This is a genomic window from Pigmentiphaga sp. NML080357 (genome assembly GCF_002188465.1).
Lineage (GTDB): Bacteria > Pseudomonadota > Gammaproteobacteria > Burkholderiales > Burkholderiaceae_B > Pigmentiphaga.
Genome location: NZ_NINW01000003.1, coordinates 132,244 through 147,591, shown reverse-complemented (window position 1 = coordinate 147,591; position 15,348 = coordinate 132,244). Strand labels below are relative to the sequence as shown.

Genomic DNA, 15,348 nt, shown 5'->3' with positions numbered 1-15,348 from the left:
GGCGGCGGGCTGCCGCGTCTCGTACGCCGTCGTGCCTTCGCTTGCAGAATAGGGTTGGCCGGCATCCCGCAAAAGTGACATTATTTAGATGTCTTTTATCCAATTAATCGATCATGATCGATGGCCTTACTTTCGACCAGATGCGCGTGTTCGTCGCCGTGGCGGACGCCGGCAGTTTCCGCGCGGGCGCAGGCCGGCTGCTGCGCGCGCAATCGGCCGTCAGTCACGCCATTGCGAGAATGGAAGCGGAACTCGGCGTCGCGCTGTTCGACCGGGGAGGCCATCGGCCTGTGCTGACGGATGAGGGCCGGGCTCTGCTGGCCGATGCGCGCGACATACTGCTGCGCGTGGACGCCATGCGGGCGCGTGCGCAGGGCATGGGCGAAGGCGTGGAGCTGGAACTGTCGCTGGTGGTCGACACGCTGTTCCCGATCGCCGCCGTGGCGGAGGCCTTGAATGCCATGCGGGCCGGCTATCCGACGGTCGCCATCCGGCTGGCCGTCGAACCGCTCGGCGGGCCGCTGGCGGGCTTGCTGGAACGGCGCCACGGCCTCGGCATTACCGTGGGCGAGCATTTCCGCAGTCCGCAGATCGCCATGGAAGCGCTGTGCACGGTCGACGTCGTCGCGGTGGCCAGCCCGGCCCATCCCCTGGCCGGAGCCGGCCGGCCGCTCGGCGCGGCGGAGCTGGCCGGTCATCTGCAAATCGTCCTTTCCGATCCGAGCACCATGACGGTGGGGCGGGATTTCGGCGTGCTGTCCCCGCAGACTTGCCGCGTCAGTACGCAGGACACCAAGCACCAGCTCATTCTCGCGGGCGTGGGGTGGGGCCGCCTGCCGGCATGGCAGGTGGAACGCGATCTGGCGGAGGGCCGGCTGGCCCGGCTCGATACGCCTTCGCTGGGCCGGGACAGCCAGGCGGCCTCCGAAGCCTATCTGGCCCATCGCATGGACGCGCCGCCGGGCCCCGCCGCCCGGGCCTTCTGCCGGGCGCTGGCCGGGCTCGTGCGCGGCTGAGGCTGCGGCCAGGAGCGGGCGCGGCCGCTCGTGATGGGTCAGGCGCGTTCGACCAGGAACTCGACCAGCGCGCGCACCGCGGGCAGTTGGCCGCGCCGATGCGGCATGACGAGCGTTTCCATCACCTTGCCGGCGGTCCAGTCCGGCAAGACTCGCTTGAGGCTGCCGGACGCCAGGGCCTCGGCGCACATCCCCGCGGGCAGGCAGACCACGCCGAGGCCCGCCACCGCCGCGTGCAGCAGCACCATCGATTCGTTCGCCGCCATGCGAGGCACTGGCGCGACCTCGACCGACCGGTGCTGCGGACCGTTCAGGCGCCATGTCTGCACCGATGGATCGGCAAGCAAGCCATGGTGGTTTCGCAGGTCCTCAGGCGTGCGCGGCACCCTGTGTTTTTTCAGGTAGGCCGGCGCGGCGACCAGGAGGATGTCTTCCGCGCGCAGCGGGCGCTGCACCAGGCCCGAATCGGGGAGCGGCGAGAAATGGCTGCGCAGCGCGATGTCGAAGCCTTCCTGCACGACGTCGACGAAGCGGTCCGACACGTCCACGACCACGTGCACCTTCGGAAATGCCCGCGCGAAATCGGGCAATACACGGGCCAGGAAAAGCTGCGACGCCGGTATCGAGGCAGTCATCCGCACCGTGCCGGACGGCTCGGCCGCGCGCTTGCGCACCGCGTCCTCGGCCGCCTCGGCCTCGATCAGCGCCGCGCGGGCGTGCTCGTGGAACGCGCGCCCCGCATCGGTCAGGGTGAAGCTGCGCGAAGTGCGGTGGACCAGGCGCGCACCCAAGGCGGCTTCCAATTCGGCCACGCGCTTGCTCAGCGTCGACTTCGGCGCGCGAAGCGCCCTGGCGGCGGCCGCGAACCCTCCGTGCTCCACCGCCGCCACGAAGAGCCGCACGTCATTGAGATTGAGCATGCAAAGTCCATATGTGTAGACGATAAGTTCGATTTTTGCCGACTACTCATCCAAAGTCCATGAATCTACAGTTCCCTCTGAGCCCTGGCGGCATCGATCATCGAACAGGAGAACATTCATGGAACCCATTCTTTTCTACGGCGTGCCTTCGGGCTGCTCGTTCGGCTCCATCGTCGCGCTCGAATGGCTGGGCGTGCCGTACCGCCTTTGCCGCATCGAGATGCCCGAAGTCACGCTTACGGAGGCGTATCGGCGCATCAACCCGGTCGGAGAGACGCCCGCCCTCATGACCGCCGAAGGGGATCTCATCAGCGAGAGCCTGGCCATCCTGAACCACCTCGCGCCGCATGGCGTCGCACACCGGCTCGCCTTCCGCCAGGGCAGCCGGGACTTCGACCGTCTCAATCAGATGCTGGCCTATCTCAACACCAGCTTTTTCAACGCCTTCAGCCCGCTCTGGCACGCCTTGGAGCACGGGGACGATGGTCCGGGCAAGGCAGCGCTGGTGGATTACGGCCGGGAGAAAGTGCGCCGCGCGCATGCCGAGCTGGAAGCGCAGCTGGGCGGGCAGGATTGGCTGCTGGGCGAACACCGCACGCTGGCCGATGCCTATTTCATCGGCATTGCCCGCTGGACCGACTATCACGCCGTGGTCGACCGGCGCGACTATCCCGGACTGCAGCGGCTGTACGAGAAACTCGAGGCGGATCCCGCGGTGCGGTTCGCGCACGCGGTGGAGGCCGGCGAGCCGGCCTCGAGCGCGGGTGGCTTCAAGGGCGAGATCGGGCTGGGCGAGGCGCTGGCGCTGCTGGGGTAGTCTTCTCGCGACTCAGCCAGGGCGCCTAAGCGGCCATCGCCTCCTTCAACTGCTGCAGCGCGCCGGCATCCTCGATGGTCGTCAGGTCGCCCGGGTCCCGTCCTTCGGCCATCGCCTGGATGGCCCGGCGCAGCAATTTGCCCGATCGCGTCTTGGGCAGGGCGCCGACGAAGAACACCCGCGCGGGCCGGGCCACGGCCCCCAGCCTGCGCTCGACCGTCTGCATGACTTCGCCTTCCAGCTGCATGCGCCCTTCGGCGCTGGCGGCGCGTTCGGCATTGCGAGCGATGGCGAAGGCCATCGCCACCTGGCCCTTGAGCGCGTCTTGCACGCCCACTACGGCGACCTCGGCGATGTCCGGGTGGCTGGAAACGGCTTCTTCGATTTCCCGCGTGCCCAACCGGTGGCCGGCGACGTTGATGACGTCGTCGGTGCGGCCGAGGATGGTCACGTAGCCGTCTTCGTCCTGGATGCCCCAGTCGAAGCTCGAGTACAGCAGCTTGCCGGGAAATCCCGACCAGTAGGTCGAGACGTAGCGTTCGTCGTCGCCCCACACCGTGCTCATGCAGCCGGGCGGCAGCGGCGCTTCCAAGGCCACCACGCCCTTGCGGCCCGGGGCGCATGGCTCGCCGGTCGATTCGTCGACGATCTTCAGCTTGTAGCCGTAGACCGGCAGTCCGGGCGAGCCGAACTTGGTGGGCAGCCCTTCCACGCCGCGCGGCAGCGCCAGCATGGGCCAGCCGGTCTCGGTCTGCCAGTAGTTGTCGATGACCGGCTTGCCGATGGCGTCGTGTATCCAGCGGGCGGTCGGCTCGTCCAGCGGCTCGCCGGCCAGGAACAGTGTGCGCAGCGTGGAAAGGTCATGCCGGCTCAAGGTCTCGGGATCCTGCTTCTTCAAGACGCGTATCGCCGTGGGCGCGCTGAACATGTGGGTGACGCGGTACTGCTCCACCAGCTTCCACCAGATGGCGCCGTCGGGCCGCACCGGCGTGCCTTCGTACATGAGCGTGGTCATGCCGGCGATCAGCGGCCCGTAGACGATGTAGCTGTGGCCCACCACCCAGCCGACGTCGGAGGTGGTGAACATCACGTCACCCGGCCGGGCGCAGAAGATGTGGCGCATCGACGCCGCCAGCGCGACTGCGTAGCCGCCGGTGTCGCGCTGCACGCCCTTGGGCTTGCCGGTGGTGCCGGAGGTGTAGAGGATGTACGACGGCTCGTTCGATTCCAGCCACACGCAGGGAATGCGCGCATGGGCATGGCGCTCGCGCAGCGGGGCATAGGCATGGTCCCTTCCTTCCTGCAGCGGCATGGGCGCCAGGCCCCGGTCCACCAGCAGCACGTTGGCGGGGGCATGGGAAGCCAGGCGCAGCGCCTCGTCCAGCAGCGGCTTGTACGGGATCACCTTGCCGGCCCGCGAACCGGCGTCGGCCGACACCACCAGCGCCGGCCGGGCATCGTCGATGCGCGTGGCCAGGCTGGCCGAGGCAAAGCCGCCGAACACCACGGAGTGGATCGCGCCGATGCGCACGCAGGCGAGCATGGCGAAGGCCGCCTCGGGAATCATGGGCATGTAGATCAGCACGCGATCGCCGCGCCGCACGCCCAGGGACTGCATGACGGCGGCCATGCGGTTGACCTCGTCGTGCAACTGCGCATAGGTGTAGGTCGATTCGCTGCCGGTTTCCGTGGAGACATGGACCAGCGCCGGCTGGTCGCCCCGTTGGGCCAGGTGTCGGTCCACCGCGTTATGGCACAGATTGGTCAGCCCGCCGACGAACCAGCGCGAGAAGGGCGGGTTGGAGAGATCCAGCGTCTCGAAGGACGGCGTGTGCCAGGCGACGAGCTGCGCCTGTTCGTTCCAGAACTGCTCCGGCTCGTCGACCGAACGCGCATAGAAGGCCTGGTAGCTTGCCACGGCTGTCTCCTTCTCTTTTTGAAGGATGGTGAACCGGCGGCAAGCGCCGCGGTATCCCGGGTTTACCCCTGAAACGCGGTGGTTCGCCCTCTCGGGCGGTGTGCGGATCGAAGCCTGCCAAGAAAAGGCTGTTCCCAAGGCGACTTGCCAGCCGACCCGATTTATGGTTGACTAACGCTTCACGCACATTCCGCGTCCCTTCAGACCGCACGATCGCAACCATGGCCCCTACCGCCATCCGCACCATCGCCATTCAGCGCCAAGCCGCGCTGGGTGCCGACGTGCGCGCGATCGTCGCCATCATCGCCTCCTCGCTACTACTACCGATCGGTTGCCGGGCCTAGCGTCCTCGTGGCAGTTCGGCAGCCTCACTCGGCCACTCACACGGTCCATCCGTCATTTCCGAGTCAGCAGTAGCAGGAGCATTCCATGATGTTGAAGAATCCCGAGGCGAAATACCGCCCCTTCCCCGCGTACGATTTTTCCGAGCGTACCTGGCCCAATCGCCGCATGACCAAGCCGCCGATCTGGATGAGCACCGACCTGCGCGACGGCAACCAGGCGCTGATCGAGCCCATGAACGGCGAGCGCAAGACCCGCCTGTTCGAGAAGCTCGTCGAGATCGGCTTCAAGGAAATTGAGGTCGGCTTCCCCGCCGCCTCGCAGACGGACTTCGACTTCATCCGCGGGCTGATCGACCAGAACCGGGTGCCCGAGGACGTCACCATCGAAGTGTTGACGCAGTCGCGCGAAGACCTCATCCGCCGCACGATCGAGTCGGTCGAGGGCGGACGCCGCGTGATCGTGCACATGTACAACGCCATCGCACCGGCCTTCCGCCGCATCGTGTTCGGCATGTCGCGCGAAGAGGTCAAGCAGATCGCGCTCGACGGCACTCGCCTCATCAAGGAGTTGACCGACGCGCGTCCCGACACCGAATGGGTCTACCAGTACTCGCCCGAGGTGTTCAGTTCGTCGGAGCTCGATTTCGCGAAGGAAGTCTGCGACGCGGTGGTCGAGGCCTGGGGCGCGACGCCCAACCGCAAGATCATCCTGAACCTCCCGGCCACGGTCGAATGCGCGATGCCCAACGTCTATGCCGACCAGATCGAATGGATGCACCGCAACCTGGCCAACCGCGACAGCATCATCCTCAGCGTCCACCCGCACAATGACCGCGGCACCGCCGTGGCGGCCGCCGAGTTGGCCGTGCTGGCCGGCGCCGAGCGCATCGAGGGCTGCCTGTTCGGCCATGGCGAGCGCACCGGCAACGTGGACCTCGTCACGCTCGCGCTGAACCTGTACAGCCAGGGCGTCTCGCCCGGGCTGGATTTCTCCGACATCGACGAGGTGCGCCGCTGCGTCGAATACTGCACGCAATTGCCGGTGCACCCGCGCCATCCGTATGTGGGCGACCTCGTCTTCACCGCCTTCTCCGGTTCGCACCAGGACGCGATCAAGAAGGGCTTCGCGCAGCGCCAGCCGGATACCATCTGGGACGTGCCCTACCTGCCCATCGACCCGGCCGACGTAGGCCGCAGCTACGACGCCGTCATCCGCGTCAACAGCCAGTCGGGCAAGGGCGGGGTCTCCTACCTGTTGCAGCAGGAGTACGGGCTCGACCTGCCGCGCCGCCTCCAGATCGAGTTCAGCCGCGCCATCCAGCGCGTGACCGACGAAACCGGCCGCGAAGTGACGGCGTCCGACGTCTACTCGATCTTCAGCCGCGAGTACCTCGAACAGCATGAGCCCTATCGCTTCGTCCGGCATCGCATGGCCAGCATCGACCAGGGCGTGCGGGTCGAGGTCGATGTGCTGGTCGACGGTCAGGCACGTACGCTGGTCGGCACCGGCAACGGTCCGATCGACGCCTTCGTGCAGGCGCTGGAGTTGCCGATGCGGATGATGGATTACCACGAGCACTCCATCGGGGTGGGCGCCGACGCTTCGGCCGCCTGCTACGTGGAAGTGCGCGTGGGCGACGCGCCCACCGGCTTCGGCGTGGGCGTGGACAGCGACATCGTCACGGCCTCCTTCAAGGCCGTGCTGAGTGCCGTCAACCGCCACATCCGCGACAGCGGCCAGCCCGCCGCCACGGCGGGCACCAAGCTGGCCGAAGTCAGCGTTTGAGGCCGAGCCCGCCCCTGGTGGCGGGCTTTCCTAGAATCCGGATCCGGGCTGTTTCAGGAACTCCAGCTCCTGAGCCGTGCTGGCTCGGCCGAGAATGGCGTTGCGGTGAGGAAACCGCCCGAACCGCGCAACGATGTCGCGATGGCGGATGGCATAGTCCAGCGAACCCTGGGATGCCGGATGCTCTTGCGCCAGCGTGGTGTACAACGCCACGCACCGTTCCTGAATGCCGGCACTCTCGCTGTGCATCAGCGGAAGATAGACGAACTCGCGCTGCACCGGCGGCAGCCGCAGGTAGCGGCCGCTGTCGATCAGCTCCAGGGCATCGCCCAGCGCCTCGGGATCGCCCGCAAAGGCCCGCGGCGTGTCACGCCAGATATTGCGGGTGAACTGGTCCAGCAGCACGATGCGCGCCAAGGCGCCGCCCAGTTCGCGTTTCCACTCCCGCAGGCCGCCGCCCACGGCCTGTTCGACCCGCGGCAGGAAGCGCGCGCGTATCTCGGCATCGAACTCCGGATTCTTCTGGAACCAGACGTGGCGCGGCTTCAGGTAACCGGGATCGTCAACGGGCAGGAACCAGAAGTCCAGCACGTCTTGCCATGGGTGTCGCGTCATGCGGCGCCTCCTCAGCTTTCCCAGGTGACGTTGACGTTCTTGGCCTGGGCCTTGCGCAGCATGTCCAGCAGCGGGAAAGCGCGCTGCCGCAAGCCCACGTAGCGGGCGGCCTTTTCTTTCTCCTCCGGATTGTCTTCGTCGAAGCGGGGCTCGCGTTCGCCGCCTATCGCCGCCTCGATGCGGCGGATGGCCTCGGGCAACTGTTCGGGCGTGAAGACCCCCTGGGTGCCGGCGGCGATTTCCGGCATCTTGCCGGCCAGTTCCAGCAACGGCTTGGCATGTTCGCCAAGCATGATGACTTCGCCGGCGGCCTTGGATCTGAAGGTGACGATCATGGTTCTCCGCGCTCCGTGTCGATGACGTTCACCACATTATGGCGGAAGCGGCGGCTTGCTCCGTGCGAGGACTTCTCCCCTCGGCCGGAACGCCCTTCATTTGTCGATGATGCGATACGTTTGTTAAAGTCATGTAACGGAATGTGTCGACCCGACGCACGCCACCACAATGATGACCAGGGGGAAAACTTGATACGTACCATGATCGCCGGCGCCGCGCTGGCGCTGCTCGCCGCTTGCGGAGGCGGCGATGGCTCCGATTCCACGCCCGACGCCAGTGCCGCCGGCTTCTGGAACGGCAGCGCGGGTAGCGACACGCTGCTCGCCATGCTGGTGGCCGAAAACGGCGAGGTCTGGGGCTTCTATACCGATGCGGGCAGCGATCGCGCGCCGCAGGACTACGGCCTCATCCACGGCACCAGTTCGGTCCGGGGCACCACGCTCACCGCCAAGGGAAGGGACTACCGCAGCAACGGCCAGGTGGCCGAGGGTTCGCTCACGGCGGAGGTCGCCGAGAAGAAGCGCTTGAAGGGCAAGATCGCCTCGGGCGGCGAAATCGGTTTCGCGGCCGACTACGACAGCTCGTACGAACAGCCCGCCAAGCTGGACGACCTGAAGGGCGATCCCTGGCTGCTGGCCGACAATTCGGGCGGATCGTCTGTCATCTCGGTGGCCGCCGATGGCTCGGTCACGGGTTCGGCAGCCGGCCTCCAGGGCGGTACCTGCGCGTTGACCGGCAGCGTCGCGCCGCAGCCGGGCCGCCATTACTTCAACATCACGATCAAGTTCGCCGACAGCCCGGAATGCCTGCTGCGCAACCAGGCCATCCAGGGCGTGGCCATCCACGAACTGGTCAATGGCCAGGGCTTGCTGGTCGGGGCGCTCCTGACCGCGGACAAGTCGCGGGCGCTCATCGCGGTGGGGATGCGCCGTTTCACCTGAGGCCGCAAGCGCGGAAGGCGCCGGGCGGTTCTTCGTGAACTTTGTGTTACCTTTTGCGACAGAACAGCGTCCGGGGGGACATCGCCGCAACGGCAGGCCGGGCCTGCCTGATCCCGTCCTGCTTCATGCAACGGGCGGATGGATGCCGTTTCGCAACAATGAATTCCAACAAAGGGGAATGGCAATGATGACAACGAAAACCGCCGCGGCCATCGCCGCATTGAGCCTGGTCGCCGCCTGCGGTGGGGGAGACTCGGGCAACAACGACGGCCCGCCGGTCGACAATGCCAATGCGGAAGGCTTCTGGGAAGGCGAGACCGGGGCGGGCGATCCGCTGGCTCTCATGGTGACCGACGACGGCAAGCTGTGGGGATTCCATTTGTCTTCCCGCAACGGTCTTTCCATCTTGCAGGGCAGCGGGTCCAGCCAGGGGAAAAACTATACCGCCAGCGGCAAGGCCTTCTCGTCGGTGGGGGCGGGCAACGCCATTTCGCTCAGTGCCACGGTGGAAGAAAAGAAAACGCTGCAGGGCAATGTGTCCGGCAGCCAGGCGTTCAGCTTCAAGACCACTTATGACGCCGTCTATGAGCAGAAGGCCAGCCTGGACGACGTGAAGGGCAACTGGAGCGCCGAGTCGGGCGGGGCGGCATATTCCACGACGATTTCCGAATCGGGGGCATTGACCGGCCATGTCGCCGCCAGCGGCGGGCGATGCGATTTCTCCGGTTCGGTGGCGCCGCACGCCAGCAAGAACTATTTCCGTATCACCGTCAAGTTCGCCAACAACTGCGCGTCGCCCTACGCCGGCACATCCACCTCGGGCATCGCGCTCATCACGCCGGCGAGCGCCGGCCAACCGGCAGCCATGCTGGGGGCCTCGGTTTCGGAGAATGGCTCGTTCCTGTTCCCGCTGGCCGGAGTGCGCAGCAGCGGCGGTTGAGGCGCCACGGAAAGCGCCGGGTCGGGGCAACCGGCGCTTTTCCCTCCCCAGGGCCGGCGGCTGTTAACATTCCGCTCTTGGCCTTTCATTTACCGCAATATTCCCAGCCATGCTCCCCGAGCAACAGGAACAACTTCTCGGCCTCCTGGGCGCCGCCGTCAAGGCCGTAGCCCCCGAGGCCACGCCCACTTTGCTGCTGGAGCGGCCCAAGGTGGCGTCCCACGGCGATGCCGCCACCAACGTGGCGATGCAGATCGCCAAGCCCTTGAAACGCAATCCGCGCGAGCTGGCGCAGGCCATCGTCGATGCCCTGCTGGCGCAGCCGGGCGCCGCCGAGCTCCTGCAGAGCGCCGAGGTGGCCGGGCCGGGTTTCATCAACCTGCGCATCGCGCCCGCGGCCAAGCAGGCCGTGATCGACGCCATCCGCGTGCGCGGCGCCGAGTTCGGCCGCGCGCCGTCCAACGGCCGCAAGGTGATGGTCGAATTCGTATCGGCCAACCCCACCGGGCCGCTGCACGTGGGCCACGCCCGCCAGGCCGCGCTGGGCGATGCCATCTGCCGTCTGTTCGACGCCAGCGGCTGGAACGTCACGCGCGAGTTCTACTACAACGACGCGGGCAACCAGATCAACAACCTCGCTATCAGTGTGCAGGCGCGCGCGCGCGGCTACGGTCCCGAGCATCCCGATTTTCCTGCCGACGGCTATCGCGGCGAATACATCTCCGACATCGCGGCCGACTATCTCGCCGGGAAGACGGTGCAGGCGGCCGACGCCGAGCCGGTCACCGCCGCGGGCGACCCCGAGAACCTCGAAGACATCCGCAAGTTCGCCGTCGCCTACCTGCGCCGGGAACAGGATCTCGACCTGCAGGCCTTCGACCTGAAGTTCGACAACTACTACCTCGAAAGCTCGCTCTATACCTCGGGACGGGTCGACCAGACCGTGCAGCGCCTCATCGCCAGCGGCCACACTTACGAGCAGGAAGGCGCGCTGTGGCTGCGCACTACCGAGCTGGGCGAAGGCGACGACAAGGACCGCGTGATGCGCAAGTCCGACGGCGGCTACACGTACTTCGTGCCGGATGTCGCCTATCACGTCACCAAGTGGGAGCGCGGCTACACCAAGGCCATCAACATCCAGGGCTCGGACCACCACGGCACCGTGGCGCGCGTGCGCTCGGGCCTGCAGGCGCTGGACGTCGGCATCCCCAAGGGCTATCCCGACTACGTGCTGCACAAGATGGTCAAGGTCATGCGCGGCGGCGAAGAGGTCAAGATCTCCAAGCGCGCGGGCAGCTACGTGACCATGCGCGACCTCATCGACTGGGTGGGGCGCGATGCCGTGCGCTACTTCCTGATACAGCGGCGCGCCGATACCGAATTCGTGTTCGACGTCGACCTGGCGCTCAAGCAGACCGACGAGAACCCGGTCTACTACATCCAGTACGCGCACGCGCGCATCTGCTCGGTGCTGGCGCAATGGGGCGGCGACGAGGCCGAGCTCGCTCGCGCCAATACCTCGCTGCTCACGGCCGAACGCGAGTTCCTGCTGCTGCAGCGGCTGGCCGAATTCCCTTCAATGGTCGGACTCGCCGCGAACGATTTGTCGCCCCACCATGTCGCTTTCTGGCTGAAGGACTGCGCCGCCGATTTCCACGCCTACTACAATGCCGAGCGCGTGCTGGTGGACGATGCCGAATTGAAGCTGGCGCGCTTGGCGCTGCTCGCCGCAACCCGCCAGGTACTGGCCAACGGACTGGCGTTGCTGGGCGTTTCCGCTCCGCAACGGATGTAACGATTCATGGTGCCCACAGCGAAGACGATTCCCTCCGGGGAAGGCAGACAGGTAAACGCCCCGCATGGCCCTATCGCGGCACCCGGGGCGCAACGGGGCGGCACGATGTTCGGCCTGATGGCCGGACTGCTCGTCGGCCTGCTGGTGGCCGTGCTCGTGGCCTTCTACATCACCAAGGCGCCGGTGCCCTTCGTCAGCCGCGGCACGCGCCCCGCCGCGCCGGCCCAGCCGCCCGACCCTGCCAACGCGCCCGATCCCAATCGCAGCCTATACGGCAAGGACGGTCCGGCCGGCCCCCCCTCCGGTTCGGCGCCGTCGGCCACCCAGCCAGCCCCCGCGCCGGTGCCGCAGGCTACCCGCGACCCGCTCGGCGAATTCCTCGCCAGCCAGGGCGTGAACAAGAACGCGCAACCGCCGGCTTCCGCGCCAGGCGCTCCGGCCGCCCCCGGCGGTAGCGGGACGTATTTCCTGCAGGTCGGCGCCTACCGGGTCATCGAAGACGCCGAAGCGCTCAAGGCCAAGCTTGCTTTCATGGGCTTCGAGGCGCGCCTGGAGACCGCCGACGTGGCGGCGGGCACCGTCCATCGTGTACGCGTGGGGCCGTTCACCCGGCTCGACGACATGAACCGCACGCGCGCGCGCCTGGCCGAAAACGGCATCGAGGCCGCCGTCGTGAAGAAATGAGCCGGCGGAACTTCGCCGAGTTATCCGCGGTCCGAGTTTGCACCGTGCCCGGCGCCCAGGCGGCCCCGGGCCTCGTTACTAGAGGAATCCTATGATCGGTCGCTTCCACCTTCGCCGCATGTTCACCGGCCTGGCGCTCGCCGCCGGCCTCGTCGCCGCCTTGCCCGGCATCGCCCAGGCGCAACAGCCGCGCGAAGGCACCGACTACATCCGCCTGCAGCAACCCCAGGCCACCGACGCACCGGGCAAGATCGAAGTCACCGAGTTCTTCTGGTACAGCTGCCCGCACTGCAACGCGCTCGAGCCGAGCCTGGAGGCCTGGGTCAAGAAGCTGCCGGCCGACGTCGTGGTGCGTCGCGTGCCCGTCCGCTTCAATGCCGGCATGGAGCCGCAGCAGCGCCTCTACTACACGCTCGAAGCCCTGGGCAAGGTCGAACAATTCCACCGCCTCGTGTTCACTGCCATCCACGAGCAGCGCCAGCCTCTCAACACCGCCAACCGCATCTTCGACTGGGCCGAGAAGGCCGGCCTGGACCGCAAGCAGTTCATGGACGCCTACAACTCGTTCGGCGTGCAATCCAAGGTCCAGCGCGCCACCCGGCTCGCCGAGGCCTACAAGATCGACGGCGTTCCCACTCTGGCCATCAACGGCCGCTACCTGACCTCGCCGTCGCTGACGGGCAGCAACGTCGGCGCCTTGCAGGTCGCCGACTTCCTGATCGGGAAAGAAAGGACCCCCCCTACGCGCTGACGCGCGCAAGGTAAGCCCACCCCGCGCGGCTTACGCCGCACCCCTCAAGGGGCGGCGCTGGCGGACCGGCAAAGCCGGATCCGCGGCGCCCTGGGGCGATCCCGGGGCAGTTCCCAGGTCGCTAAGTCCGGCCAGAAGAGCCGAAATCGACCTGGCCTAGCGCTCCCGCCGGATCCACGGCTTTTTGCACCCGGCCCGCCAGGGCCTGCGCTTCGGCCGCCGCATACCGGTGATAGAAGCGCTCGTTGTACGGCCCTACCCCGTGCTCGGCGCTGAAGCTGCCACCGAACCGGCGCACGACCAGGTCGTAGATCGCGATCCGCAGTCGTTCCACCGTATCCGCGTCGTACGCCGGCGTGGCATCGTGCGGCCAGACGATGTTGAAGTGCGTTCCGCCGTCGGCCCAATGGCCGAAATCGAACAGCCGCAGCCACGGAAAATCGCGCTCCAGCAATTGTCGCGCCGTCGTCTGGAATTCCACCATCGACGACCGCGGCACCGCGATATCGAACGCGATCAGCTTGCCCTGGTGGCGAATGGATTCGCTGATCGAATGGCGGATTTTCCAGAGATCCGGTCCGCCATCGAGCACCGCATTGGCCACCAGCACGTCGAATTGGCGTTCCAGGAAGTCATTCAACGCCGACTGCAGGTCCACGCCCAGCACTTCCCGCGACGAGGTGGCGGCCAGTTCCACCAGCAGGCAGTAGTCGGGAATGGGTTCCGGCGCGAACGGATTGGCCACCCCCGGCACGTGATCGATGACCGACTGCACGGTCGAGCTCGACATGCCTTCATAGGCCGTCAGGAAATCGCCGAATTCACCCTCCAGCGCGATCAGCAGCTCCAGCACCGCCTCCTGGCTCGTCGGCACGATCAGGGCGGTGGCGGTCTGGCGGGGCAAGGGATGGACCTGCACCACGGCGCGGGTGATCACGCCGCCCGCGCCGCTCACGCCCACGAACAGCTGCTTCAGGTCGTAGCCGGTGTTGTTCTTGCGCAGGCCGCTCATCAGGTCGAGCACCTGGCCGGGCGGATCGGCCAGCACGACCTCGATGCCCAGCAGGTTGTGGCGCACGTCGCCATAGCGGATCAGGCGCGAGCCGCCGGTATTGGTGGCGATCATGCCGCCCAGCGATGGATTGGCGCCCAGGTCGATCGGAAAGCACAGGCCGTGTTCGGCCAGCTTGTCGTTCAGTTCCTGCAAGGTCACGCCCGCGCCCACGGTGGCGGTGCGGTTGGCGCGGTCCACGAGGATCTCGCCGCGCAGTCGCTCCAGGCTCAACACCACCTGGTTGCCGCTTTCGTCCGGCGTGCTCGCGGCCACGAGGCCGGTATTGGCGCCCTGCGCGATCAGCGGCGTGCCCGTCTCCACGCAATGGCGGACCACGGCGGCGACCTCGCCGGTCGAGCCGGGACGCACGACCAGCGCGGCCTTGCCGTTGCCGTAGCGGGCGCCCGTCTCATAGCGGGCCTTGTCGGCCGGGTCGATGTAGACGTTGGCCTCGCCCACCAGGGCGGCGAGCGCGCCGTGCAAATCGGAAATGGAAGAAGAAGTCATCGCAGTCTCTGTGATGCGCCGCGCCCCGATGAACCGGCACAGTATTCCAAGCCAAGATACTATCTCACGATCCCGATGAGGTGGATCCGCCTTCATGACCTTGAATCACCCATGGCACAACGCCTCGACCCGAAAGGGGGGTATGAGAATCTTCATTACCGGCGCAAGCAGCGGAATCGGCAGGGCCCTGGCCGCCCATTACGCCGCGCGCGGCGCCAGTCTCGGCCTCGTCGGCCGGCGCGAACCGGCGTTGCGCGAGCTTGCGGGCTCGCTGCCGGGCAGCCACCGCTGCTATCCGCTCGACGTGCGCGACCGGGCCGCGCTGCATGCGGCGGCGCGCGATTTCCTGGCCGGCGGCGCGGTCGACCTGGTAATCGCCAACGCCGGCATCAGCACCGGTACGCTGACCGAGGAAATGGATGATTTCGATGCCTTTCGCGCCGTGGTCGATACCAATCTCGTGGCCATGGTGGCCACCTTCGAGCCCTTCGTCGCGGCCATGAAGCAGGCCGGCCGCGGCCAGCTGGCCGGCATCGCGAGCGTGGCCGGCATACGCGGGCTGCCTGGCGCGGGGGCGTACAGCGCGTCCAAGGCGGCGGTCATCGCCTATTGCGAAAGCCTGCGCAACGAGCTGTCCCCTTACGGTATCCGTGTGTCGACCATTGCGCCGGGCTATATTCGCACACCCATGACCGCCCGCAATCCCTATCCCATGCCGTTCCTGATGGACGCGGACGTGTTCGCCGCCAAGGCGGCGCGCGCTCTCGACCGGGGTGTGCGCTATGCCGTCATTCCGTGGCAGATGGCCATCGTCGCCAAGCTGCTGCGCCTGCTGCCGGACGCGGTCTACGACCGCCTGGCCGTGCGGGCTCCCCGCAAACCCAGACACCGCTGACCGCCCGCTTTCCACGAGGCCACGCCGTT

The 15,348-nt window shown here is 67.1% G+C and carries 15 protein-coding genes; 10 read left to right on the top strand and 5 right to left on the bottom strand.

Going from position 1 to position 15,348, the window contains the following annotated elements:
- Positions 1-113: 113 nt before the first annotated feature.
- Positions 114-1,016 carry a LysR family transcriptional regulator gene (locus CDO44_RS00880; protein ID WP_087778243.1) on the top strand — a complete coding sequence of 301 codons (903 nt, stop codon included), beginning with the start codon at positions 114-116 and terminating at the stop codon, positions 1,014-1,016.
- Positions 1,017-1,054: 38 nt separating this feature from the next.
- On the opposite strand, the gene CDO44_RS00875 is transcribed toward CDO44_RS00880, so the two are convergent.
- Positions 1,055-1,936: a LysR family transcriptional regulator gene (locus CDO44_RS00875; RefSeq protein ID WP_087778242.1), complete on the bottom strand. Its 882-nt coding sequence runs from the start codon at positions 1,934-1,936 to the stop codon at positions 1,055-1,057.
- A 118-nt stretch (positions 1,937-2,054) separates the two neighbouring features.
- On the opposite strand from CDO44_RS00875, the gene CDO44_RS00870 reads away from it, so the two are divergent.
- Entirely contained in the window at positions 2,055-2,753 is a 699-nt protein-coding gene (locus CDO44_RS00870; protein ID WP_087778241.1) for a glutathione S-transferase family protein, read from the top strand.
- A 25-nt stretch (positions 2,754-2,778) separates the two neighbouring features.
- On the opposite strand, the gene prpE is transcribed toward CDO44_RS00870, so the two are convergent.
- Complete coding sequence (gene prpE, locus CDO44_RS00865; protein WP_087778416.1) at positions 2,779-4,698, bottom strand: propionate--CoA ligase; 1,920 nt, start codon at positions 4,696-4,698, stop codon at positions 2,779-2,781.
- A gap of 194 nt (positions 4,699-4,892) precedes the next feature.
- On the opposite strand from prpE, the gene CDO44_RS28225 reads away from it, so the two are divergent.
- Positions 4,893-5,015, top strand: a complete 123-nt coding sequence (locus tag CDO44_RS28225) for a hypothetical protein (protein WP_255407746.1) — start codon at positions 4,893-4,895, stop codon at positions 5,013-5,015.
- An 85-nt stretch (positions 5,016-5,100) separates the two neighbouring features.
- The gene (gene leuA / locus CDO44_RS00860; RefSeq protein ID WP_087778240.1) at positions 5,101-6,801 is read left to right on the top strand and encodes a 2-isopropylmalate synthase; all 1,701 of its coding nucleotides are present in this window, start codon (positions 5,101-5,103) and stop codon (positions 6,799-6,801) included.
- A gap of 30 nt (positions 6,802-6,831) precedes the next feature.
- On the opposite strand, the gene CDO44_RS00855 is transcribed toward leuA, so the two are convergent.
- The gene (locus tag CDO44_RS00855) at positions 6,832-7,416 is read right to left on the bottom strand and encodes a DUF924 family protein (RefSeq protein ID WP_087778239.1); all 585 of its coding nucleotides are present in this window, start codon (positions 7,414-7,416) and stop codon (positions 6,832-6,834) included.
- An 11-nt stretch (positions 7,417-7,427) separates the two neighbouring features.
- A complete protein-coding gene (locus CDO44_RS00850) occupies positions 7,428-7,751 on the bottom strand; it encodes a DUF1840 domain-containing protein (RefSeq protein ID WP_087778238.1) in 324 nt (107 codons plus the stop codon).
- A 189-nt stretch (positions 7,752-7,940) separates the two neighbouring features.
- On the opposite strand from CDO44_RS00850, the gene CDO44_RS00845 reads away from it, so the two are divergent.
- The 5 genes from CDO44_RS00845 (at position 7,941) to CDO44_RS00825 (ending at position 12,863) form a co-directional block, all read left to right on the top strand.
- The gene (locus tag CDO44_RS00845) at positions 7,941-8,693 is read left to right on the top strand and encodes a hypothetical protein (RefSeq protein WP_144389444.1); all 753 of its coding nucleotides are present in this window, start codon (positions 7,941-7,943) and stop codon (positions 8,691-8,693) included.
- 184 nt (positions 8,694-8,877) lie between these two features.
- Complete coding sequence (locus tag CDO44_RS00840; protein ID WP_087778236.1) at positions 8,878-9,633, top strand: hypothetical protein; 756 nt, start codon at positions 8,878-8,880, stop codon at positions 9,631-9,633.
- A gap of 109 nt (positions 9,634-9,742) precedes the next feature.
- Positions 9,743-11,428, top strand: coding sequence for an arginine--tRNA ligase (argS, locus tag CDO44_RS00835; protein WP_087778235.1), 1,686 nt, complete (start codon positions 9,743-9,745; stop codon positions 11,426-11,428).
- A 105-nt stretch (positions 11,429-11,533) separates the two neighbouring features.
- Positions 11,534-12,112 (top strand): SPOR domain-containing protein, encoded by a 579-nt coding sequence (locus CDO44_RS00830; protein ID WP_087778234.1) that lies wholly within the window; start codon positions 11,534-11,536, stop codon positions 12,110-12,112.
- 91 nt (positions 12,113-12,203) lie between these two features.
- Positions 12,204-12,863: a thiol:disulfide interchange protein DsbA/DsbL gene (locus tag CDO44_RS00825; protein WP_087778233.1), complete on the top strand. Its 660-nt coding sequence runs from the start codon at positions 12,204-12,206 to the stop codon at positions 12,861-12,863.
- Between the two features lie 121 nt (positions 12,864-12,984).
- Here CDO44_RS00825 and CDO44_RS00820 read toward each other — a convergent pair whose 3' ends face one another.
- Positions 12,985-14,424, bottom strand: coding sequence for an FAD-binding oxidoreductase (locus CDO44_RS00820; RefSeq protein WP_233145982.1), 1,440 nt, complete (start codon positions 14,422-14,424; stop codon positions 12,985-12,987).
- 142 nt (positions 14,425-14,566) lie between these two features.
- On the opposite strand from CDO44_RS00820, the gene CDO44_RS00815 reads away from it, so the two are divergent.
- Positions 14,567-15,319, top strand: coding sequence for an SDR family oxidoreductase (locus CDO44_RS00815; protein WP_087778232.1), 753 nt, complete (start codon positions 14,567-14,569; stop codon positions 15,317-15,319).
- Positions 15,320-15,348: the final 29 nt, after the last annotated feature.